General features: G+C 67.9%; 23 protein-coding genes. 8 read left to right on the top strand and 15 right to left on the bottom strand.

Annotated features, from left to right (window positions below; translation table 11 throughout):
• The first annotated feature begins 143 nt into the window (after nt 1-143).
• Complete coding sequence (locus ABIA71_RS14625) at nt 144-1154, top strand: aldo/keto reductase (RefSeq protein ID WP_354286226.1); 1011 nt, start codon at nt 144-146, stop codon at nt 1152-1154.
• Between the two features lie 3 nt (nt 1155-1157).
• Here ABIA71_RS14625 and ABIA71_RS14620 read toward each other — a convergent pair whose 3' ends face one another.
• Complete coding sequence (locus ABIA71_RS14620; RefSeq protein WP_070426756.1) at nt 1158-2051, bottom strand: LysR family transcriptional regulator; 894 nt, start codon at nt 2049-2051, stop codon at nt 1158-1160.
• A 74-nt stretch (nt 2052-2125) separates the two neighbouring features.
• Between ABIA71_RS14620 and ABIA71_RS14615 the strand changes: the two genes are divergently transcribed.
• The 4 genes from ABIA71_RS14615 to ABIA71_RS14600 all read left to right on the top strand — a co-directional run bounded on the left by ABIA71_RS14615 (nt 2126) and on the right by ABIA71_RS14600 (nt 4704).
• Nucleotides 2126-2722 carry a flavodoxin gene (locus ABIA71_RS14615; protein WP_354286103.1) on the top strand — a complete coding sequence of 199 codons (597 nt, stop codon included), beginning with the start codon at nt 2126-2128 and terminating at the stop codon, nt 2720-2722.
• 10 nt (nt 2723-2732) lie between these two features.
• Nucleotides 2733-3725, top strand: a complete 993-nt coding sequence (locus ABIA71_RS14610; RefSeq protein ID WP_354286102.1) for an aldo/keto reductase — start codon at nt 2733-2735, stop codon at nt 3723-3725.
• A gap of 416 nt (nt 3726-4141) precedes the next feature.
• Nucleotides 4142-4483: a SymE family type I addiction module toxin gene (locus ABIA71_RS14605; protein WP_354286100.1), complete on the top strand. Its 342-nt coding sequence runs from the start codon at nt 4142-4144 to the stop codon at nt 4481-4483.
• Complete coding sequence (locus tag ABIA71_RS14600) at nt 4480-4704, top strand: hypothetical protein (protein WP_354286098.1); 225 nt, start codon at nt 4480-4482, stop codon at nt 4702-4704. The genes ABIA71_RS14605 and ABIA71_RS14600 overlap by 4 nt, the downstream gene beginning before the upstream one ends.
• Before the next feature lie 81 nt (nt 4705-4785).
• On the opposite strand, the gene ABIA71_RS14595 is transcribed toward ABIA71_RS14600, so the two are convergent.
• The 11 genes from ABIA71_RS14595 to ccmA all read right to left on the bottom strand — a co-directional run bounded on the left by ABIA71_RS14595 (nt 4786) and on the right by ccmA (nt 13474).
• Nucleotides 4786-5388 (bottom strand): DUF1294 domain-containing protein, encoded by a 603-nt coding sequence (locus ABIA71_RS14595; RefSeq protein WP_354286096.1) that lies wholly within the window; start codon nt 5386-5388, stop codon nt 4786-4788.
• An 8-nt stretch (nt 5389-5396) separates the two neighbouring features.
• Nucleotides 5397-6509, bottom strand: coding sequence for a homoserine O-acetyltransferase MetX (gene metX / locus ABIA71_RS14590; RefSeq protein ID WP_354286094.1), 1113 nt, complete (start codon nt 6507-6509; stop codon nt 5397-5399).
• 70 nt (nt 6510-6579) lie between these two features.
• Nucleotides 6580-7569, bottom strand: coding sequence for a tetratricopeptide repeat protein (locus ABIA71_RS14585; RefSeq protein WP_502961253.1), 990 nt, complete (start codon nt 7567-7569; stop codon nt 6580-6582).
• Nucleotides 7570-7598: 29 nt separating this feature from the next.
• Entirely contained in the window at nt 7599-8078 is a 480-nt protein-coding gene (locus tag ABIA71_RS14580; RefSeq protein ID WP_502961258.1) for a cytochrome c-type biogenesis protein, read from the bottom strand.
• Nucleotides 8047-8628 (bottom strand): DsbE family thiol:disulfide interchange protein, encoded by a 582-nt coding sequence (locus tag ABIA71_RS14575; protein ID WP_463272621.1) that lies wholly within the window; start codon nt 8626-8628, stop codon nt 8047-8049. The genes ABIA71_RS14580 and ABIA71_RS14575 overlap by 32 nt, the downstream gene beginning before the upstream one ends.
• Before the next feature lie 46 nt (nt 8629-8674).
• Nucleotides 8675-10588, bottom strand: a complete 1914-nt coding sequence (locus ABIA71_RS14570; RefSeq protein ID WP_354286088.1) for a heme lyase CcmF/NrfE family subunit — start codon at nt 10586-10588, stop codon at nt 8675-8677.
• Entirely contained in the window at nt 10589-11050 is a 462-nt protein-coding gene (gene ccmE, locus ABIA71_RS14565) for a cytochrome c maturation protein CcmE (protein WP_354286086.1), read from the bottom strand.
• A complete protein-coding gene (ccmD, locus tag ABIA71_RS14560; RefSeq protein WP_354286085.1) occupies nt 11047-11232 on the bottom strand; it encodes a heme exporter protein CcmD in 186 nt (61 codons plus the stop codon). Before ccmD ends, ccmE begins: the two co-directional genes overlap by 4 nt.
• Entirely contained in the window at nt 11229-12005 is a 777-nt protein-coding gene (gene ccmC, locus ABIA71_RS14555) for a heme ABC transporter permease CcmC (protein WP_354286083.1), read from the bottom strand. The genes ccmD and ccmC overlap by 4 nt, the downstream gene beginning before the upstream one ends.
• A gap of 96 nt (nt 12006-12101) precedes the next feature.
• Nucleotides 12102-12797 (bottom strand): heme exporter protein CcmB, encoded by a 696-nt coding sequence (gene ccmB, locus ABIA71_RS14550; protein ID WP_128097735.1) that lies wholly within the window; start codon nt 12795-12797, stop codon nt 12102-12104.
• Nucleotides 12794-13474, bottom strand: coding sequence for a heme ABC exporter ATP-binding protein CcmA (gene ccmA, locus ABIA71_RS14545; RefSeq protein ID WP_354286081.1), 681 nt, complete (start codon nt 13472-13474; stop codon nt 12794-12796). Before ccmA ends, ccmB begins: the two co-directional genes overlap by 4 nt.
• Nucleotides 13475-13560: 86 nt before the next feature.
• Between ccmA and ABIA71_RS14540 the strand changes: the two genes are divergently transcribed.
• The 3 genes from ABIA71_RS14540 (at nt 13561) to ABIA71_RS14530 (ending at nt 16069) form a co-directional block, all read left to right on the top strand.
• The gene (locus ABIA71_RS14540; RefSeq protein WP_354286079.1) at nt 13561-14709 is read left to right on the top strand and encodes a pyridoxal phosphate-dependent aminotransferase; all 1149 of its coding nucleotides are present in this window, start codon (nt 13561-13563) and stop codon (nt 14707-14709) included.
• A complete protein-coding gene (locus ABIA71_RS14535; protein ID WP_354286077.1) occupies nt 14709-15542 on the top strand; it encodes an amidohydrolase in 834 nt (277 codons plus the stop codon). Before ABIA71_RS14540 ends, ABIA71_RS14535 begins: the two co-directional genes overlap by 1 nt.
• A 92-nt stretch (nt 15543-15634) precedes the next feature.
• Complete coding sequence (locus ABIA71_RS14530; protein ID WP_320489107.1) at nt 15635-16069, top strand: hypothetical protein; 435 nt, start codon at nt 15635-15637, stop codon at nt 16067-16069.
• 295 nt (nt 16070-16364) lie between these two features.
• Here ABIA71_RS14530 and ABIA71_RS14525 read toward each other — a convergent pair whose 3' ends face one another.
• The 3 genes from ABIA71_RS14525 to ABIA71_RS14515 are packed head-to-tail and all read right to left on the bottom strand — an operon-like array spanning nt 16365 to nt 20043.
• A complete protein-coding gene (locus tag ABIA71_RS14525) occupies nt 16365-18194 on the bottom strand; it encodes a pseudouridine synthase (protein ID WP_354286075.1) in 1830 nt (609 codons plus the stop codon).
• Nucleotides 18187-19122, bottom strand: a complete 936-nt coding sequence (gene scpB / locus ABIA71_RS14520; RefSeq protein WP_354286073.1) for an SMC-Scp complex subunit ScpB — start codon at nt 19120-19122, stop codon at nt 18187-18189. The genes ABIA71_RS14525 and scpB overlap by 8 nt, the downstream gene beginning before the upstream one ends.
• Nucleotides 19123-19137: 15 nt before the next feature.
• Nucleotides 19138-20043, bottom strand: a complete 906-nt coding sequence (locus tag ABIA71_RS14515; protein ID WP_354286071.1) for a segregation and condensation protein A — start codon at nt 20041-20043, stop codon at nt 19138-19140.
• Nucleotides 20044-20322: the final 279 nt, after the last annotated feature.

The raw sequence follows: 20322 nt of genomic DNA, 5'->3' as shown, positions 1-20322 counted from the left end.
TGGAGACCGCAATGAGCACCCTGCCCAACAATCCGCGACGCCGCTCGATCCTGAAGGGCGCAGCTACGCTGGCGGCGCTGCCGCTGACCGGCGCGCTGGCTAGGACCACGGCCAACGCCTCTCCCGCAGCTGCAGCGCAGAAAATGGACGCCCGCCGCATGCTCGGAACGCTGCAGGTTTCCAGCATCGGGCTGGGCGTGCAGAACATGAGCCGCACCTACCAAACCACCATCCCCTCGCGCATCGACATGCACCGCATCATCCGTGCCGCGTTCGATCGCGGGATGACGTTCTACGACGCAGCCGAGGCCTATGGCCCGCATGAAGTGGAACGCATCCTGGGGGAAGGCGTCGCGTCCTTCCGCAACGAGGTGGTGATCGCCACCAAGTTCGGCTGGAACATCGACCTGGAAACCGGCGCGCGTGGCCCGGGCCTGATCAGCAGGCCCGCGCATATCAAGCGGGCGGTAGAGGGCATGCTCACGCGGCTGCGTACCGACCGCATCGACCTGCTGTACCAGCATCGCGTGGACCCGCAGGTGCCGATCGAAGACGTGGCCGGTGCGATCCAGGACCTGATGACCGAGGGCAAGGTGCTGCATTGGGGCCTGTGCGAGATGGGCCTGAAGACGCTTCGCCGCGCGCACGCTGCGCTGCCGGTGACCGCTGTGCAGAGCGAGTACTCGATGCTCTGGCGAGGACCGGAACAGCAGGTGCTCGCTGCGTGCGCCGAGCTGGGCATCGGATTCGTGCCATGGAGCCCACTGGGCGTAGGCTTCCTGACCGGTGCGATAGACGCCAGGACACGCTTTGCCGAAGGTGACATTCGCGGCATCGAAACGCGCTTCACCCCGCAGAACATCGAACATAACCTGGCATTGGTGCGCCTGCTCAGGGACTGGGCCGCGCGAAAGCAGGCCACGCCGGCACGGATCGCATTGGCCTGGCTGATGGCACAGCAACCCTGGATTGTGCCGATTCCCGGTACCACCCAGATGGAGCATCTGCTGGACAACCTGGGTGCAGGCGAGGTGATCTTCAGCGCAGGTGAGCTGCGGGAGCTCAATGCCGCAGTTGCCGCGGTGGCAGTGCAGGGCGAGCGCCTTCCGCCAGCGGTGCAGGCTTACAGCGACGTGGAGGCGCCTGTGCGCTAACGCTCACTCCCGATAGCGCAATGCATCACGCAGCACGGTGAACGCTGGTGACGACTGCCTGCGACTGGGGTAGTACAGGTGGTAGCCGGGGAAGGAGGGGCACCAGTCCTGCAGAACATGGACCAGGGTGCCTGCCTGCACATGGGCGCGCACCAGATCCTCGGGCATGTAGGCAAGCCCCAGTCCCTCCAGCGCGGCGCCCAGGCGCAGGGCGATGTTGTTGAACACCAGCTGGCCTTCCACCCGCACCTTCAGCTCCTGGTCCTTTTTTTCGAACTCCCACGCGAAAATGCCACCGTGGGTAGGCAGGCGGATGGTGATGCAGTTGTGCCGGGTGAGGTCGTGCGGCGATTTGGGTTTCGGGTGGCGCTGGAAATAGGCAGGCGACCCGACCACTGCCATGCGCAGGTCCGGTCCAACGCGCACGGCGATCATATCCTTGGCCACCTGCTCACCCATGCGGATACCGGCGTCGAAGCCCTCGGCCACGATGTCGGTCAGTCCGTAGTCGACGATCACCTCGATGTTCAGGTCGGGGTTGGCGGGCAGCAGCTTGCCCAGTACCGGCTGCATCACGGTGAGCGCGGCATGCTCACCCGCGGTGATGCGGAGGCGACCGGCGGGCTTGTCGCGGTAAGCGTTGAGCTGGGCCAACTCCGTGTCGATTTCCTCGAAGCGCGGTGAAATCACCCGCAGCAGCTGCTCTCCGGCCTCGGTGGGCGAAACGCTGCGCGTGGTTCGGGCAAGCAGGCGCACACCCAGGCGCTCTTCCAGCTGACGCATCGATCGGCTCAGGGCAGGCTGGGACATGCCCAGCTGGGCGGCAGCACGGGTAAAACTGCGCTCCCGCGCCACCAGGACGAACATGGCCAGCTGGTCGTAATTCTCTACGCTCATTGATGCGCACCGGATATAAGCGATATCCGATTATGCCTCTGCAAGAATGTGTTTGGGGGGCGTAGATTGGCGCCATGACAAAGCCAACCGCCAATCACGGTCGCCGGGCAGTCGTTGCCGCCTTGGCCTCGCTGCCGCTGGGATGCTCCGCCGCGGAGCCGCAGGAGGGCGCGGCCGCGGGTCGATCAAACGCACGGACACTGGTTGCCTGGTTCTCGCGCTCGGGCAACACCCGGGTCGTTGCCGGCCTCATTCATCGCAGCATGCCCAGCGACCTGTTCGAGATACAGCCTGCCGTGGACTACCCGGCGGACTACCTGGACACGGTGGCAAAGGCGCGGCAGGAGCGCGACGACGGGGTAGAACCTGCGCTGCGCAACCGCATTGCCGGCATTGATCGCTATGACACCGTCTACCTGGGTTTCCCCATCTGGGGCGAGACCGCGCCGCCGATCATTCGATCGCTGTTGTCGCAGCACGACATGAGGGGCAAGACGATCGTGCCGTTCATCACCCACGGTGGCTTCGGCGTGGGCAGCAGTCTGCGCGTCGTCGCCAGCCACGCTCCCAACGCACGCATCCTGGATGCGTTCGTGATGCAGGCCGACCAGGAACGCAAAACCATGGAGAGCGTCAACGCCTGGTTGGCCACTCCGCACACTGCCCGATGAGGATTCGACCATGAAGACCCGTACCCTTGGACAAGGCCTTGAAGTTTCCGCGCTCGGCTTGGGCTGCATGGGCATGAGCGCGGCGTATGGCCCGGCCGCAGACAAGCAGGACATGATTGCGCTGATCCGCGCGGCGGTGGAGCGCGGCATCACCCACTTCGACACCGCTGAAGCCTACGGCCCTTTTGCCAACGAAGAACTCGTGGGCGAGGCACTGGCGCCTGTTCGCGACCGGGTGGTGATCGCCACCAAGTTCGGGTTTGATATCGACCCCGTAACCGGTGCCCGCGGCACAGGTACCAACAGCCAGCCCGCCCACATCCGGGCCGCCGTCGAGGCCAGCCTGAAGCGGCTTCGCACCGAGCGTATCGACCTTCTGTACCAGCATCGCGTTGACCCGGCGGTGCCCATCGAGGAGGTTGCCGACACGGTGAGGGCCCTCATTGCAGAGGGCAAGGTCGCGCATTTCGGACTGTCCGAAGCGGGTGTGCAGACAATCCGCAAGGCACATGCGGTGCAGCCGCTCACGGCTGTGCAGAGCGAGTACTCGCTGTTCTGGCGTGAGCCGGAGACGGCGCTTCTTCCGTTGCTTGAAGAACTGAACATTGGCTTCGTACCCTTCAGCCCGCTGGGCGCAGGGTTCCTGGCTGGGAAAATCGACGGGAACACGCAGTTCGATGCAACGGATTTTCGTAATGCGGTGCCGCGCTTCTCCGCTGAAGCACGCCGGGCGAACATGGCCTTGGTTGAAGTGGTGAAGGCGATGGCGGCAGAGAAGGGTGCCACGCCTGCCCAGGTGGCCCTGGCCTGGCTGCTGGCCCAGCGGTCGTGGATTTCGCCCATCCCCGGCACAACCAAGCTTCATCGGCTGGATGAGAATCTGGGTGCGGTGGATCTGGTACTGGATGCGGCCGACCTGGCGCGTATCGATGCGGATGTGGCCCGGATCAGTATCAGCGGTGCGCGCCTGCCGGAAGCTGCCTTGAAGATGACCGGCAAGTGAGTGAGGGCTGGTCGGGTTGGCAGGATCGGCGGCGGTCCGCTTCTGGCCGGAAGCAGTCCATTTTGGGGCGCTCAGGTATCCAGCCCCTGTCTGCGTGCGAATTCAGTCAGGCGCTGTGCGGTAGTCCTGCGTCGCCCCGCAGATGGCCGATGAGTCCGTTGCGACAGTTGGTTAGACGCAGTGAACCAACCGCCGCAGATCAACAGAAACAAGCGATTTCCCATGTTCTTCATGAGCGCGCATGGTGTTCACCGGAGCGTAGAAACTCCCAGAGAGATAACGTTGGTACTCCTGCGTCGGGAGGGTGGCTAATACAACACCCTCACGGGGAATACGCCCGCCGGCCTCTCTGCGGTTTCTAACCTCCCGACACCCTCGCCATCCCGGCGAGGGCGATTCCTATCAGGAGGTGCATCATGCGAACACCATGGGCTGACACACCCTTCTTCGAGCCGCCCAAGCGCAAACCCTACGCCCGCCCAGCCCCAAGCTGCAAAGTGGGTGCACAGCTGTACCCCATCCGCGAGGAGCGCGGCAGCGTAGAGGTGATTCCATACGTACGTCTGCGCGGCCGCTGGCTGGACAAGCTGGGTTTCGACGTAGGCTCACGTCTCAAGATCGACGCGGAGCATGGCCGTATCACGCTCACGGTGATCGAGCGGCCGGTGCCGGTGCCGGTGAAGATTCCCAGGAAGCTACAGCGGCTTGCGCGGGAAGCGGCGCGTGCGTCGGCGTCCAGTGATGGAGGGAAGGCATGAACCGGTGCGTGTTGATGCAGGTCGAGGTGGACGCCGGGTTGCGCGCCCGTTTTCAGGAGGCGGCGGCGCGCGAGCATCGTGCCGCTGACCAGGTGCTGGGCCGGCTGATGCGGGAGTACGTGGTGGGCGAGTGCGGTCCGGTGGCGGTCGACGACAGGAACCTGGAGGAGTGGGCGCAGCACCAGCACGGATGGCGGTGCAGTCCGTTTGGCGGGGATTGAAGGTCGCGCTTGCGGTGGGTCTGGTCGGGCGCCTTGCTTATTGGGCGCCCGATTGCTGCTTCAGCCACGCATGGCGTGGCTCTACCGGGGGATCTGGTGCAGCAACCAGGCCAAGGCGCCCAGGTTGATCACGACCACTACCCAGAACACCTGCTGGAACGCGGCTTTGCGATTCTTGTGGCGCAGCACCGATTGCGCGAACAAGGCACCGGGCCAACCGCCGAACAACGCAAGCAGTTGCAGGGTTTTTTCGGGCGTGCGTTGCTGGTCGTTCTGCGCAGCGCTCTTGTCGTACCAGTAGAACAGGAAGGTCACGGCGCTCGCGCCCAGATACGCCGCAGGCAGCCACATCGGCCAGTGCATCTGCGCGGTCAGCCCGGCGAGTCCGGCGAGGAACAGCACTGCGACGGCCTTGCGGGGGAAGATGTCGCGGCCCTTCCGCTCGGCCGCAGGCGTGTTGCGCGCGCCGCCCCGCTGCAGCGCAAAGCGCACCTGCACAGCATTCCGGCGTCCCTGCGCATCGCGTTCAACCGCATAGGTAATGACGTCGCCAAGCACCGGCCGCCGGTCGCGCGCCGCAAACGCACGGATATGCACGAAGCAACGGTCGCCCCCACCATTGGGCTGCACGAAGCCGAAGCCGCGCGCGTCGTCCCATTCGCTGAGCTTTCCCTGCAGTCGCATGTCTGTCCTTAGAGCGCGGAGAGGAACTCGCCCACGGCCGGCCCGAACCGTGCGAAATCCACCAGGAACGCATCATGCCCCTGCGGCGAATCCAGCCCGATGAAGCACGCGTCGGCGCCACCGGCCCGCAGGCCGTCTGCGATCTGCTGTTGCTGCTGCACCGGGAACAGGATGTCGGTGTTGGCGCCGATCGCCAGCGCCTTGTCCACCTGGATCTTGGCCAGCCCGGCCAGCACGTCGCCGTCGGCGTATTCGGCCAGGTCGAACCAGTCCATCGAGCGGCTCAGGTACAGGTAGCAGTTGGGGTCGAAGAAGCGCACGAAGCGGCGCGCGTGGCCTTCCAGGTAACTTTCCACCTGGAACTCCAGGCCGAACGGATCGTCGTCGGCCTGGTCCGAATCCAGCCGCACGCGGCCGAACCGGCCGTCCCATTCCAGCGCCGAGCGGTAGGTGATCACACCCAGCTTGCGCGCCATGCGCATGCCCGATTCGGGATAGCTGTCTTCGCTGTACCGGCCGGCGTCCCACTTGGGGTCCAGCCGGATCGCTTCGCGCTGCAGCGAGCGGATCGCGATCGAGAACGGCAACGCCTGCGCGCTGCCGGAAATGTTGATGTGGCTGCGCGCGATGCCCGGGTGCAGCAACAGCAGCGCCAGCGCGGTCATGCCGCCCATCGAGTTGCCGATCACGCAGGCCAGCTGCGCCACGCCAAGCGCGCGCACCACCTCGACGGCGGCGCGCGCGCCGTCTTCGATGGACAGCTCCGGGAACTGCAGCCGGTACAGTTCGCCGGTGGCCGGGTTGATCGTGGCCGGGCCGGTGGAGCCCTTGCAGCTGCCCAGTGAGTTCACGCAGATCACGAACCAGCGGTCGGTGTCGATTGCCTTGCCCGGGCCGAGCATGCCTTCCCACCAACCGGCGGCCGGGTTGTCGGCGTTGGCGGCGGCGTGCGCATCCGGCGACAGGCCGGTGACGATGAGCACCGCGTTGCTGGCCTGCGCGTCCAGCGTGCCCCAGGTTTCATAGGCCACATGCGCGTCCAGTAGCTGGCCACCGCGCTTGAACGGGAAGGGCGAGGGCAGGGCGTGGTACCGCGTACCGGGCGGGATGAATTCAGTCATGCGCGCATTTTAGCCGGGTCCGGTCAACGTGCCGTGCCAGTGGCGGCACGCTGCATCGTGCCAGCCCGGCTCATGGTCCGCCGATCAGCAGGGGCACCGGTTCGGCATGCGGCAGGGATACGCGTACCGGGGGCGAATCGATGTCGCCCTCCTGCCGGTTGGCCTGGCCGGAGGCAGACAACCGCGCGAACACCTCCACCTCGTTGAGCGCCGACAACGGTTGGGTCGGCATCGGGCTGTCGGCGTCGTCCAGCGTGACCCGCAGCGGCAGGTCGGCCAGCCGGTGTTTTTCCACGGCCACCGGCATCGGCGGGCCGCCGGGAATGCGGGCGATCACGAAGATGCTGGCGTCGTCACGCAGGCGTGCGCGGGCGGCGAACGCGGGATCCAGCGCGACCGTGACGGTGAGTGCGGGCGCGGGTGCGGCGGTGGCCGCCGCAGACGGCGCCGCTGCGGCGGGCAGCCCAGCCTTCTCGCGGGCAATGGCGATCTGTTCGCGCAGCGCGGTGGCCGCGCCCGGGTCCAGCCGCGGGAGCAGTGCTTCCCAGGTGGCCGCTGCCTCGGCATCCTGGCCGCGCTGGCGCTGCGCAATGCCGATCAGCCAGCCGGCGCGCTCGCTGCCCGGCGCCAAGCGCTGCGCATGGCGCAGCCACTGCAGCGCGGTGTCGTCGAACTGCTTGGCCGGGTCGGCCTGCGCGCGGGTCTGTGCAGCCTCCACCAGCAGCTCGGGCTCATCCGGGGCCAGCTGCACGGCGCGGGCAAAGGCGCGGTTGGCCTCGGCCAGGTTACCCAGGGCCTGTTGCGAGCGGCCCAGCAGGGCCCAGCCGTCGGCGCGCTGCGGGTCGCGCTCCAGCGCGCGTTGCAGTTCCACCACCCCCTCGCGCAGGCTGGCCGGTTCGCCCGTGCGCGCGGTCGGCGCGGCGGCCTCTGGCGTACCGACCAGGTAATACAGCGCCGAACCGGCCACGCCCACGGCCACCACCATCACCATGAAGGGCGCGCGCCGGCCTGCGGCGCGCAGCGGCCACAGCACCACCAGGCCGACGGCCGTGGCGAGCATGGCGGCGATTGTCGGTAACCACGATCCGCTCACCAGCGCTCCTCGCTGTTGTCCATCGGCTGCAGCTGGCGGCTGCGTCGGCGCACCACCCACACCAGTACGCCCGCGCCGCCCAGCAGCAGCACGGCCGGGCCGAACCACAACAGGCTGTTGCGGGCGTCCATCGGTGGGCGGTACAGCACGAACGGGCCGTAGCGGTCCACCAGGAACTGTTTGATCTGCGCGTCGTCGTGGCCCTGCTGCATCAGGGTGAGCACTTCACGGCGCAGGTCGTGCGCGATCTGCGCGTTGGAATCGGCCAGCGACTGGTTCTGGCACTGCACGCAGCGCAGTTCGGCCGCCAATGCATGGAAGCGCGCCTCTTCGGCGGGGTCGCGGTAGTGCAGCGGCGTCGGGTCGGACACCGCCTGCGCGCTGGCCGTGGCCGGCAGCAGTGCCGCAGCGGCCAGCAGGCCGCCGAGCAGCAGCGCGGGCAGCTTACGGCGCGGCAGGCAGCGTGGTCTGGGCATTGGCATGGCTGCGCTCCACCTTGTCCAGTTCGGGAATCAGCTGGGTGTCCACCACCCGCTGGGTGAGTGCGCCGCTGTACTTCCAGCGCACCACGCCACTGGCGTCCACCAGGAAGGTTTCCGGCGCGGCGGTGACGCCCCAGTCGATCGCGGTGCGGCCTTCGATGTCGGCCAGCACCAGCACGAACGGGTTGCCCAGCTGTTCCAGCCAGCGCAGGGCGTCGGCCGGTTCGTCCTTCCAGTTGTAGCCGATCACGCGCACGCGCTTGGTTTCGGCGAAGCGGGTCAGCACCGGGTGTTCTTCGCGGCAGGCCGCGCACCAGCTGCCCCACACGTTCAATACGTACGGCGCGCCGCGTAGTTCATTGCTGCTGACCTTGATGGTGGGGTCGTGCAGCACCGGCAGGGTGAAGGCCGGTGCGGGCTTGCCGATCAAGGCCGAGGGCAGCACGTCGCGGTCGGGCGCGCCGGACTTCATCACCCCGTACACCATCAGCCCCAACAGCCCGAAGAAGAACAGCACGCCGATGACGATGGCCACGGGCGGCAGGGGGCGGGAAACGGGGCGCGGATCAGACACGGGGCAACTCCAGGACTCAGGGACGGCGGAAACGGCGGTCGGCGGCGGTGACGAAACCGCCCAGGGCCATCAGCAGTGCGCCCAGCCAGATCCAGCGGACGAACGGTTTGATGTGCACGCGCACCGCCCAGGCATTGTTGCCCAGCGGCTCGCCCAGCGCCACGTACACATCGCCCGTGAGGCGCGCATGGATGCCGGCTTCGGTCATCATCTGGCCGCCACTGGCGTAGGCGCGCTTTTCCGGTTGCAGCAGGGCTACGTCGCGGTCGTTGCGCAGGATGCGCATGTGGCCGCGGTCGGCGGTGTAGTTGGGTCCCTGCTGGTGGTCCACGCCCTCGAAGCGCACTTCGTAGCCGGACACCTGCAGCGATTGGCCCGGCGACAGCGCCACCTCGCGCTGCACGTTCAGCGCTTCCACCAGCAAGGCCCCGGCCAGGAACACCGCCACGCCGCCATGGGCCAGCAGCATGCCGACCATTTCGGCGGTGAAGCGGCCATTGCCACGCAGCCGGCTCCACACGAAGCGCGCGGTACCGAGGCCAACCCAGGCGGCGGCGGTCACACCGGCCGCGGTCTTCAGTGCGCCCTGCGGTGCCATGAAGTAGGCGATGGCCCCCAGCAGCAGCGCCAGCACTGCCCACGGCGCCAGCATCGCCAGCGCGCGCGAAGCCTGGTCGCGTTGCCAGTTCACCAGTGGGCCGAATGGCAGCAGCGCCACCAGCGGCGCCATCAGCAGCAGGAACAGGGTGCCGAAGTAGGGCGGGCCGACCGACACCTTGCCCAGCCCCAGCGCATCGGCCAGCAGCGGGTACAGCGTGCCCAACAGCACCATCGCGCACGCCGCGGCCAGCAGCAGGTTGTTGGCCAACAGCAGGGTTTCGCGCGAGGTGGGCATGAAGCCGCGGCGCGGGTCGTCGTTGCCCAGCGCACCGGCGCGCAGCGCGTACAGCAGCAGTGCGCCGCCGATCACCAGGGCCAGGAAAATCAGGATGAAGGTGCCGCGCGTGGGATCGGCGGCAAACGAATGCACGCTGGTGAGCACGCCCGAGCGGACCAGGAAGGTGCCCAGCAGGGACAGCGCGAACGCGGCAATGGCCAACAGCAGCGTCCAGCTGGCGAAGCTGCCGCGCTTTTCCGTGACTGCCTGCGAGTGGATCAAGGCCGCGCCGGCCAGCCACGGCAGGAAGCTGGCGTTTTCCACCGGGTCCCAGAACCACCAGCCGCCCCAGCCCAGTTCGTAGTACGCCCACCAGCTGCCCAGCGCGATGCCCAGGGTGAGGAAGCCCCACGCCACGTTGGTCCACGGCCGGGTCCAGCGCAGCCAGCGCGCATCCACGCGTCCTTCCAGCAGCGCGGCGATGGCGAAGGCGAACGGCACTGCAAAGCCCACGTAGCCCAGGTACAGCATCGGCGGGTGGATGATCAGGCCCGGGTCCTGCAGCAGCGGGTTGAGGTCGTGGCCTTCCAGGGGCGCCGGCAGCAGCCGCGCGAACGGGTTGGAGGTGAAGATCAGGAAGGCCAGGAAGCCGACACTGATGATGCCCAGCACGCCCAGGACGCGCGCCAGCACCTGCACCGGCAATTGCCGCGACCACCGCGCAACGGCGCCATTCCACAGCGCCAGCACCAGCGCCCACAGCAGCAGCGAGCCCTCATGGGCGCCCCACACGGCGGAGTAACGGTAGGCCAGTGGCAGCAGCGAATTGGAGTTTTCGGCGACGTAGCGCACCGAGAAATCCTGGGTGACGAACGCCGCGGTGAGCACGCCGAACGCGCCCAGCAGCAGCGCCAGCTGCGCGTACGCGGCCGGGCGGGCCACCGCCATCCACGCCGCGTAGCCACGCTGGGCGCCCCACAGCGGCAGCACCGCCTGCAGCACCGCCACCACCAGCGCCGTTACCAGCAGGATCTGCCCCAGTTCGGGCAGCACTCAGCGCACCGCCGGTGCGGTCACCGGTACATCGTGCTTGGTATGCGCCTGGCCCATCTTGTCGGCCACTTCCTTGGGAATGTAGTTTTCGTCGTGCTTGGCCAGCACTTCATCGGCAATGAAGCGGCCGTCCTGCAGGCGGCCGCTGGCCACCACCGCAGTGCCTTCGCGGAACATGTCCGGCAGGATCCGCGAGGTGCTCACCGGCAGCGTGGCATCGCCATCGGTGACCACGAAGTGTGCTTCCAGCGAGCCTTCCGCGCGCTGGAATGACCCCTTGACCACCATTCCGCCCAGGCGGAACCGCGCGTGCGGATCCACATCGCCGCGCAGCACTTCGGCCGGCGTGTACAGGTAGGCGATATTGCGCTGCAGGGCGAAGGCCACCAGCGTGGTGGCCAGGCCCGAGGCCAGCAGCAGCACCAGCACCCAGACCAGGCGGCGACGCTGCCCCGGCGTCATCGGCTCAGCTCCGGGCCCAGCGCGCTGGTGGGCGTGGGCGTGGCGCGCGCCTGCAGGCGTTGCTGGCGGCGCAGGGCCTGCTGGCGGGCGCGACGCATCCGCAGCCACGAACCCAGCGCATCGCTGCCCAGCACCAGCACGAACACCGCGTAGGCGGCAATGAGAAAGGGCACGTGGGTCATCGCGGCAGCTCCTCGGTGGCAGGCGCGTCGACGCCGCCGAAGCGCTCGCCAACCCAGGCCTTGCCGGCTTCACGGGTGAGGTTGTCGGCGCGTGCCTTGGCTAGCAACGAACCGACGAACCACAGTTTGGTGGCTACCACCATCCACCATAGCGGGGCGATCAGTTCCGGGCGCACGGCATTGGTGCCGAACACGTTGACCGACTGGCGCTGGTGCAGGCCGCCAAACCAGTCCACCGAATAGCGGATCACCGGCAGCAGGCCCACCCCGACGATGGCCAGCAGGCCGGCCGCGCGCGCGGCGCTGCGACGGTCTTCGATGGCATGGTACAGGCCGATCACGCCCAGGTAGAGGAACAGCAGGATCAGTTCGCTGGTCAGGCGCGGATCCCAATCCCACCAGCCGCCCCAGGTGCCTTTGCCCCAGATGCTGCCGGTGAGCAGGGTGATCAGGGTGAAGCCGGCGCCCATCGGGGCGCAGGCCATCGCCAGGATCTCGCAGATCTTGATCCGCCATACCAGGGCGATGACCGAGTAAAAGGCCATCAACGCGAACACGAACAGGCTCATCCACGCGCTGGGCACGTGGATGTAGATGATGCGGAAGGCATCGTTCTGGCTCTGCTCGGCCGGGACCACCCACAGCCCCTGCCAGATCCCGACCAGCAGCACCGGCAGCGCGGCCACGTAGAACACGCGCGACCAGCGCGCGGCGAAGCGATCGAAGGTGGGCGGCGAGGCGAGTTGGTGGAACCAGCGGACGATAGTGTGCATGCAGCGGTAGCTATCCAACCTAGGGCGACGATTCAACGGACGTGGAGCGGCTTGTTGAACGATGACGCTCGAAACGGTGGTGCAGAAAACGATGGCTCAACTCAGCGAGATCCGGATCGCGGCGGCGGTGGCCAACGGTGCAAGCACCAGCGCCACCACCAGCCCGGCACCCAGCAGCAGCAGGGCCGCCACCGGATCCTGTCCGCGCGAGGCCGCCGCCACGCTGCCTGCACCGAATACCAGCACCGGTACGTACAGCGGCAACGCCAGCAACGCCACGAGAATACCAGAGCGCCGGATGCTCACGGTCAGCGCGGCAACCACGCCGCCGATCAGGCTCAGGACCGGTGTTCCCAGCAGCAACGATGCCAGCAGGATCGGCAGTTGGTCATGTGGCAGATGCAGCATTTCCGCCAGCAACGGGGTTACCAGGATCAGTGGCAGGGCGGTGGTGGCCCAGTGCAGCAGCACCCGCACCAGCACCAGCCAGGCCAGCGGCACCGGGGCCAGCAGCCACTGTTCGAGCGTGCCGTCCTCGGCATCGCTGCGGAACAGCGAATCCAGCGCAAGCTGACCGGCCAGCAGCACCGCCAGCCACAGCACCGCCGCGGCCACCTGCGCCATCAGCTGGGGCTCGCGGCCCTGGGCCAAGGCAAACAGCACCACCACCAGCACCGCGAACATCAGCGGCTGCAGGGCATCGCCGCGGCGCCGCCACAGCAGGCGCAGGTCGCGACGGGCCAGCGCCCGCGCGGTCTGCCACAGGCCCGGCTCGGTACCCGGCGCGATCATGCGGCACCCCCTTGTGGTGCCGGGCTCTGCCCGGCAGACGCTGACATCGACCCGGCGGGCGACAACCGCAGCAGCCGCGTCTGTACCGGCGGTGCGGCGTAGGCACCGTGGGTGGTTACCAGGGCGGCGCCGCCGCTGCGCAGGTGCGCGGAAATCATCCGGTTCACCAGGTTGATGCCGTCCAGGTCGAGGTTGGCGTAGGGTTCGTCGAGCAGCCACAGCGGGGCCGGCGACAGCCAGATCCGGGCCAGCGCCAGGCGCCGCTTCTGCCCGGCCGAGAGTTGGCGCACCAGGGTGTCCTCATAGCCGGCCAGGCCGACGATGGCCAGCGCGTTGCCCGGCATCTGGCGCGTGCGCCGGCCGTGCAGGCCGCACAGGAAATGCAGGTTTTCCAGCGTGTCCAGGTCGGCCTTCAGCGCCGGCAGGTGGCTCAGGTAGGCCACGAACCGCGCGCGTTCCTTGTGCCCGGCGGCCCGGCCGTCGATCTGCACCTGCCCGGCATCGGCGCGCAGCAGGCCGGCCAGCACCCGCAGCAGCGTGGTCTTGCCGGACCCGTTGTCGCCCTGCACCAGCAGCGCTTCACCGGCGTCGATGTGGAAATCGAGCGGGCCGAACACCGGTTCATCGTTGCGACTGAAGGCAAGGCCTTGGGCGGCCAGCAACGGAGGAGCGTTCAAGGGGCGGTCTTTGCGGCGGAAAGGGCGGTCATTGTATCGGGGGTTTTGCGTACACTGGCCTTTCCCCCTTTTCTTCTTTCCGGCCGATGCAACCGCAAACCAAGCTGCCCAAGGTGGGCACCACCATTTTCACCGTGATGTCCCAGCTGGCTGCCGAGCATGGCGCCGTGAACCTGGGGCAGGGGTTTCCGGATTTCTCCGCGCCGCAGCGCCTGGTGGATGAAACCATCAAGGCCATGCAGGGCGGCTTGAACCAGTACCCGCCGATGACCGGGGTGGCGCCGCTGCGCCAGGCCATCGCGCAGAAGTCGCTGGATCTGTATGGCGCACAGGTGGACCCGGACACGGAAATCACCGTGACCAGCGGCGCCACCGAGGCGATCTTCAACGCCATCCACGCCGTGGTGCGCCCGGGCGAGGAAGTGATCGTGCTCGATCCGGCCTACGACTGCTACGAGCCGGCCATCGACCTGGCCGGCGCGCGCGCGGTGCACGTGCCGCTGGACCCGCAGACCTTCGCGGTGGACTGGGACCGCGTGCGCGCGGCGATTACCCCGCGCACCCGCCTGCTGATGGTCAACACCCCGCACAATCCGTCCGGCGCGATGCTCAGCGCCGCGGACATGCAGGCGCTGGCCGACGTACTGCGCGGCACCAGCATCTACCTGATTTCCGATGAGGTGTACGAGCACATCATCTACGACGGCCGCCGCCACGAATCGGCGCTGCGCTACCCGGAACTGCGCGAACGCGCGTTCGTGATCTCCAGCTTCGGCAAGACCTACCACTGCACCGGCTGGAAGATCGGCTATGCGATCGCGCCGCCGGCGATGAGCGCCGAGTTCCGCAAGGTCCACCAGTACAACACCTTCACCAGCTTCGGCCCGGCCCAGTATGGCTTTGCCGCGATGATCCGTGACGAGCCCGGGCACCACCTCGATTTGGGGGCGTTCTACCAGGCCAAGCGCGACCGCTTCCGCGAGCAGCTGCTGACCACCCGCCTGACCCCGCTGCCGGTGCCGGGCGGCTATTTCCAGCTGGTGGACTACTCGGCCATCAGCGATCTGCCGGACCACGAATTCGTGAAGTGGCTGACCATCGAAAAGGGCGTGGCCGCGATTCCGCTGTCGCCGTTCTACGAGACCGCGCCGGCAGGCCAGCGCCTGGTGCGGCTGTGCTTTGCCAAGAACGACGCCACGCTGGATGCGGCGATCGAACGCCTGCAGGTGCTGTGATGGGCGCCCCCGTCGAACGTGGTGATCTGCGTGTGTCCCTGGTCCAGGGCGATACCCGCTGGCACGACCCGGCTGGCAACCGCGCGTACTACGGCGCGCTGCTGGCCCCGCTGGCGGGAAAGACCGACCTGGTGATCCTGCCGGAAACCTTCACCAGTGGCTTCTCCAACGAGGCCATCGACAAGGCCGAAGGCATGGACGGCCCGACCGTGGCCTGGATCCGCGAGCAGGCGGTACTGCTGGGCGCGGCGGTCACCGGCAGCGTGCAGCTGCGGGTGGGGCAGGGCGTGTACAACCGCCTGCTGTGGGCCACGCCCGACGGCGAGCTGCAGCATTACGACAAGCGCCACCTGTTCCGTTATGGCAACGAGCACCTGCGCTATGCGGCCGGCAACGAGCGTCTGAGCGTGGAATGGAAGGGCTGGCGGATCAATCCGCAGGTCTGCTACGACCTGCGTTTCCCGGTGTTCTGCCGCAACCGCTTCGATGTGGAGCGCCCGGGCGATCTGGACTTCGACCTGCAGATCTTCGTGGCCAACTGGCCGTCGGCACGTGCCTACCCGTGGCGCACGCTGCTGCGTGCGCGTGCGATCGAGAACCTGTGCTTCGTGGCCGCGGTCAACCGGGTGGGCGTGGATGGCAACGACCTGCACTATGCCGGCGACAGCGCGGTGATCGACTTCCTCGGCCAGCCGCAGGTGGAAGTGCGCGAGGTGGAGCAGGTGGTGACCACCACGATTTCGGCGGCGGCACTGGCTGCGCATCGCGCGCGTTTCCCGGCGATGCTCGATGCCGATGCGTTCACCCTGGACGGTCCGGTCGACGCTGGCTGAACGATGGCCTGATGGCGGCGTGTGGCCTCATCCGGGTCACACGCCGCCACTGCTAGATTCGCCTCGTCACCCACTGAGTACGAGCGGATCGCATGAAGACGTTTTCTCTGGTTTTGATCGCGCTGGCCGGCCTCTCGACGGCCTCGGCCGCGCAGGCGGCTGGCAACATCGACTGCGAGCTGCACTACAACCTGGCCGGCTGGTCGGTGCTGTACAAGACCGCATCGGGCACCGGCACCATCAGCTGCGACAACGGCGCGCGCATCCCGGTGAAGATCACCGTCAAGGGCGGCGGGCTGACCGTGGGCAAATCCAAGATCGTGGACGGCAAGGGCAAGTTCTCCGGTGCCTATTCGGTGAACGACCTGATCGGCTCCTACGCCTCGGTGGAAGCCCATGCCGGTGCCGACAAATCCAGCAATGCGCAGGTCATGACCAAGGGCGATGTGTCGCTGGCGCTGGCCGGTACCGGCAAGGGCTGGGACCTGGGCGTGGGCCTGGGCAAGTTCACCATCGAGCGCCGCTGAGGCGTCATCTGGCCGGCGTTACCTGCAGCCACCCATGGGGTGGCTCTACCGGATTTGGCTGGCGTTACGTGCAGCCACCCAGGGGGTGGCTCTGCCGGATTTGGCCGGCGTTACATGCAGCCACCCATGGGGTGGCTCTACCGGATTTGGCCGGATCTTGATGGCGCAGGGGTGCACACGTAGAGCAGGGTAGAGCCACCCCATGGGTGGCTGCCCCAGCCGATACAACGCGCAACCAGCCCCAATAAAAAACCCCGGCCTAAACCGGGGTTTTTTGATCTCAGCCTATCAGGGATCAGCCGCCGCGCGGGCCGCCGCCACGGTGACCGCCGCCGCCCGGACCGCGGCTGCCGCCGGGCCGACCGCCCGGGCCGCCGGGACCACGACCACCGGGACCGCCCGGGCCACGGTTGCCACCCGGACCGCCCGGACCGCGATTGCCGCCCGGACCGCCGGGGCCGCGCGCATTGGCGCCGGGACCACGGGCACCGGGGCCACCCGGGCCGCGATTGCCACCCGGACCGCCCGGACCACGGTTACCCGCCGGACGCGCGCTGCCGTACGGGCTGCTGCCCGGATTGGCGTGGTCGGACGGGAAGCTCGGGGCATTGCCCGGATGGCCGTACGGGTGACGCGACGGACCTTGGCCGCTCTGGCCACCGCGGTTGCCACCGGCACCGGCGCCGGCCGGACGGCCCTGGCCGCCGTAGCCGCCGCGGCTTTCGCCACCGCGGTTGTCGCCGCCGTAACCACCGCCACCGCCGCCGTAACCGCCACGGCCTTCAGCGCCGCCGCCGTAGCTGCCGCGCCCCGGGCCGCCTGCGCCGCCCGGACCCTTCGGCTTGCCGTACGGACGGCCCTGGCCACCGGCGCCTGCGCCGGCACCCGGACCCCGCGCACCCGGGCCACGGGCTGCGCCCGGGCCGGCATTGCGATGGTTGCTCGGGCCGGTGCTCACACCGTCCGGCACGTACCAGCTGCGGAACGCGGCCGGGTTGCCTTCCGGCAGGGCACGGTTGCCCTTGTCCGGGCGCGCCTTGAACGGACGCTGCGACTGCTTGGCCGCCGCTTCACCGCTGACCGTCAGTCCACCCTTGAAGCCGCCGCCCTTGCCACCGCGACCCCGGCCGCGCTCTTCGCGGACGTTGTCGAAACGACGCAGTTCGCGGCCTTCGTCGGCCGAGTTATGGCCGTTGACGTAGGCATTGCCGCGGCCACCTTCGCGCGACACGCGCACGGTGGTCTTGGCGGCGCGACGCTGGCCGATCACCGGCTGCAGGGTCAGCGCCGACGGCGCGCCTTCTTCCAGCTTCAGTTCGGCGCGCAGCGCTTCAACCTGCTTGGCCGGCAGTTCCACCGACTGTCCGCGCAGCAGTTCGCGCGGCAGGCTGACCTTGCCGTAGCGGGTGCGCTTCAGGCGGCTGACCTGGCAGCCCTGCGATTCCCACAGGCGGCGCACTTCGCGGTTGCGGCCTTCCTTGACGACCACGCGGAACCAGTCGTGCGAATCGGTGCCGCCGATGCGTTCGATCTCGTCGAACTTGGCCGGGCCGTCTTCCAGCGCCACGCCACGGGCGAGGCGGTCGACGATGTTGTCGGGTACCTTCTCTTCGCCTTCCGGGGCGCGCACGCGCACCACGTACTCGCGCTCGACCTCGTAGGAGGGGTGCATCATCGCGTTGGCCAGCTCACCGTCGGTGGTTGCCAGCAGCAGGCCGGTGGTGTTGATGTCCAGGCGGCCGATCGCGATCCAGCGCGCGCCCTTGAGGGCAGGCAGCGCTTCGAACACGGTCGGGCGACCTTCGGGGTCTTCGCGGGTGGTTACTTCGCCTTCCGGCTTGTTGTAGGCCAGCACGCGCGAGGTTTCGGTCAGCGCCGTGGCCACGAAGCCGCGGCCGTCCAGCTCGACCTTGTCGCCGCTCTTGATCGACTGGCCGGTCTGCGCGACTTCACCGTTGACCTTGACCAGGCCATCGGCGATGCGCTGTTCCAGCGCGCGGCGCGAACCGAGCCCGGCCTGGGCCAGCACCTTGTGCAGGCGTTCTTCCAGCTTGGGCTGGTCGGTGGCGGTTTCGCGCTTGAGCGAAAGCTTGTTCAAAGACGGCTTGCGGGGGGTGTCACTCATTTACTTGGCTCCGGCCGGCAACGGATGCGTCGGCCTCTGGTTCGGGATCGGCTTCGTCAACAGCCACGGTCGTCTTCGCGACGGCGTTGTTTTCGGTTTCGTTCTGGGGCGCCGCGCGCTCGCCCGGCGCGGTATCGGGTTCGCCATCAGGGGCGGTCATTCCAGCGTCGTCATCGCGGGGCGGCAACGGCGCTTTGGATTCGGTGTCTGCATCGGTATCGGTGGTGGGCGCGGGCCCGCCATCGGGTGAATTGTCCTGCGATTCGTCTTCACCTGCCAGTGGCGGGGTGTCGTCGTTTGCCGCGTCCCCGTCCAGCTCGCCGTCCGGGGTGGCGGCGCCGGCGGCCAGGCGACCGGCCGGCTGGCCATCGCGGTCCAGCGGCAGTTGCGGTTCCAGTTCGCCCAGGTCGCGCAGCTCGGACAGCGGCGGCAGTTCGTCCAGGCGCTTGAGCCCGAAGTAGTCCAGGAAGCCCTTGGTGGTGCCGAACAGGGCCGGCTTGCCGGGCACGTCGCGGTGGCCGATCACGCGGATCCACTCGCGCTCTTCCAGCGCCTGGATGATGTTGCTGCTGACCGCCACGCCGCGCACCTGTTCAATTTCGCCGCGGGTGATCGGCTGGCGGTAGGCGATCAACGCCAGGGTTTCCAGGGTGGCGCGGGTGTAGCGGGTCTTGCGTTCGGTCCACAGCCGGGTGATGTAGCCGTGCACTTCGTTGGTGACCTGGAAGCGGAAGCCGGAGGCCACCTCCACCAGTTCCACGCCGCGCTCGGCGCAGCCATCGCGCAGCAGTTCCAGTGCGCGCTCGATGCTGCCCGGCGGCGCCGGTTCCTCTTCCGGGAACAGGCCCTGCAGCTGCGCCAGGGTCAGCGGCTGGCTGGAGGCCAGCAGCGCCCCTTCGACAATACGGTTGATCAGCGATTGATCCATGCGTGGGTCGGGTGCTCAGTCGGATGCGTTGGCGGCGTCGGCGTCGTCGAATTCGCTGTTGAACTGCAGCGGTTCGTTGGTGTTGCCGGCAGCCAGGGATTTGACGTAGATCGGCGCCAGCGGTGCTTCCTGGACGATGTCCAGCAGCTGCTCCTTGGCCAGTTCCAGCAGGGCCAGGAAGGTCACCAGGACGCCCAGCTTGCCTTCTTCGGCGGTGAACAGCGATTCAAACCGGTAGAACTGGCCATCTTCCAGCCGCCCCAGCACGTCGCCCATGCGCTGGCGCACGCTCAGGGCCTCGCGCTTGATCGCGTGGCCGGTGAACAGCTCGGCGCGCTTGAGCACGTCGTGCAGCGCCATCAGCATTTCCTTCAGGTCCACCGGTGGCGGCAGCTTCACTGCGGCGCGGTCGGGCACGAAGGCATGTACCGGGGTGGTGTCGCGGTCCTGCCGGGGCAGGGCGTCGATATCTTCGGCAGCCTGCTTGAAACGTTCGTACTCCTGCAGCCGGCGCACCAGCTCGGCGCGCGGGTCGGCTTCCTCGCCCTCGATGCTGGGTGGCCGCGGCAGCAGCATCCGCGACTTCACTTCGGCCAGGATGGCCGCCATCACCAGGTACTCGGCCGCCAGTTCGAAGCGCAGCTCCTGCATGACGTTGATGTACTCGACGTACTGGCGGGTGATCTCGGCCACCGGGATGTCCAGGATGTCCAGGTTCTGCCGGCGGATCAGGTACAGCAGCAGGTCCAGCGGACCTTCGAAGGCATCCAGGATGACTTCCAGCGCGTCCGGCGGAATGTACAGGTCCTGCGGAATCTGCAGGACCGGTTGACCATGCACCACGGCCAGCGGCATTTCCTGCTGCTGTGGGGCGGTCGGCCGGGTTTGCGGGTTCGCGTCGAGCGCGAGTTCGGAGGTCATCAAGAGTGATGTCAGTATTGCAACGGACCGGTCGCCGCACCCTCAGCCGTTCCGGAACGCCCGGCGGCAGGATGGCAAGCCATGACACGCCTGGGTCGGCGCGGTTCCACACTTCAAACAGCAAGGCGCGCCGCGACGGGCAGCGACAGAACTACGGGGAGGTCGTCTACGTGTACTGGTGTGGGGCAGCGGGTCGATCGTCGGGCGGCGGTGAAGCCGTCTACCGGCGGGGCTGCTGCGTCCAGCCACGTGCAATGGAGTCAAGAGTACGGGTTCAGC

This window comes from Stenotrophomonas sp. 2619, assembly GCF_040548725.1.
GTDB classification, from domain to species: Bacteria; Pseudomonadota; Gammaproteobacteria; order Xanthomonadales; family Xanthomonadaceae; genus Stenotrophomonas; species Stenotrophomonas maltophilia_AP.
This window is presented reverse-complemented; position numbering and strand designations above follow the sequence as displayed.

Excerpts from the sequence above, each read along its gene's own strand:
- ABIA71_RS14625 (WP_354286226.1), top strand. The coding sequence starts at position 144 with ATGGACGCCCGCCGCATGCTCGGAACGCTGCAGGTTTCCAGCATCGGG.
- ABIA71_RS14620 (WP_070426756.1), bottom strand. The coding sequence starts at position 2,051 with ATGAGCGTAGAGAATTACGACCAGCTGGCCATGTTCGTCCTGGTGGCG.
- ABIA71_RS14615 (WP_354286103.1), top strand. The coding sequence starts at position 2,126 with ATGACAAAGCCAACCGCCAATCACGGTCGCCGGGCAGTCGTTGCCGCC.
- ABIA71_RS14610 (WP_354286102.1), top strand. The coding sequence starts at position 2,733 with ATGAAGACCCGTACCCTTGGACAAGGCCTTGAAGTTTCCGCGCTCGGC.
- ABIA71_RS14605 (WP_354286100.1), top strand. The coding sequence starts at position 4,142 with ATGCGAACACCATGGGCTGACACACCCTTCTTCGAGCCGCCCAAGCGC.
- ABIA71_RS14600 (WP_354286098.1), top strand. The coding sequence starts at position 4,480 with ATGAACCGGTGCGTGTTGATGCAGGTCGAGGTGGACGCCGGGTTGCGC.
- ABIA71_RS14595 (WP_354286096.1), bottom strand. The coding sequence starts at position 5,388 with ATGCGACTGCAGGGAAAGCTCAGCGAATGGGACGACGCGCGCGGCTTC.
- metX (WP_354286094.1), bottom strand. The coding sequence starts at position 6,509 with ATGACTGAATTCATCCCGCCCGGTACGCGGTACCACGCCCTGCCCTCG.
- ABIA71_RS14585 (WP_502961253.1), bottom strand. The coding sequence starts at position 7,569 with ATGCTCGCCACGGCCGTCGGCCTGGTGGTGCTGTGGCCGCTGCGCGCC.
- ABIA71_RS14580 (WP_502961258.1), bottom strand. The coding sequence starts at position 8,078 with ATGCCCAGACCACGCTGCCTGCCGCGCCGTAAGCTGCCCGCGCTGCTG.
- ccmE (WP_354286086.1), bottom strand. The coding sequence starts at position 11,050 with ATGACGCCGGGGCAGCGTCGCCGCCTGGTCTGGGTGCTGGTGCTGCTG.
- ccmD (WP_354286085.1), bottom strand. The coding sequence starts at position 11,232 with ATGACCCACGTGCCCTTTCTCATTGCCGCCTACGCGGTGTTCGTGCTG.
- ccmC (WP_354286083.1), bottom strand. The coding sequence starts at position 12,005 with ATGCACACTATCGTCCGCTGGTTCCACCAACTCGCCTCGCCGCCCACC.
- ccmB (WP_128097735.1), bottom strand. The coding sequence starts at position 12,797 with ATGATCGCGCCGGGTACCGAGCCGGGCCTGTGGCAGACCGCGCGGGCG.
- ABIA71_RS14540 (WP_354286079.1), top strand. The coding sequence starts at position 13,561 with ATGCAACCGCAAACCAAGCTGCCCAAGGTGGGCACCACCATTTTCACC.
- ABIA71_RS14535 (WP_354286077.1), top strand. The coding sequence starts at position 14,709 with ATGGGCGCCCCCGTCGAACGTGGTGATCTGCGTGTGTCCCTGGTCCAG.
- ABIA71_RS14530 (WP_320489107.1), top strand. The coding sequence starts at position 15,635 with ATGAAGACGTTTTCTCTGGTTTTGATCGCGCTGGCCGGCCTCTCGACG.
- ABIA71_RS14525 (WP_354286075.1), bottom strand. The coding sequence starts at position 18,194 with ATGAGTGACACCCCCCGCAAGCCGTCTTTGAACAAGCTTTCGCTCAAG.
- scpB (WP_354286073.1), bottom strand. The coding sequence starts at position 19,122 with ATGGATCAATCGCTGATCAACCGTATTGTCGAAGGGGCGCTGCTGGCC.
- ABIA71_RS14515 (WP_354286071.1), bottom strand. The coding sequence starts at position 20,043 with ATGACCTCCGAACTCGCGCTCGACGCGAACCCGCAAACCCGGCCGACC.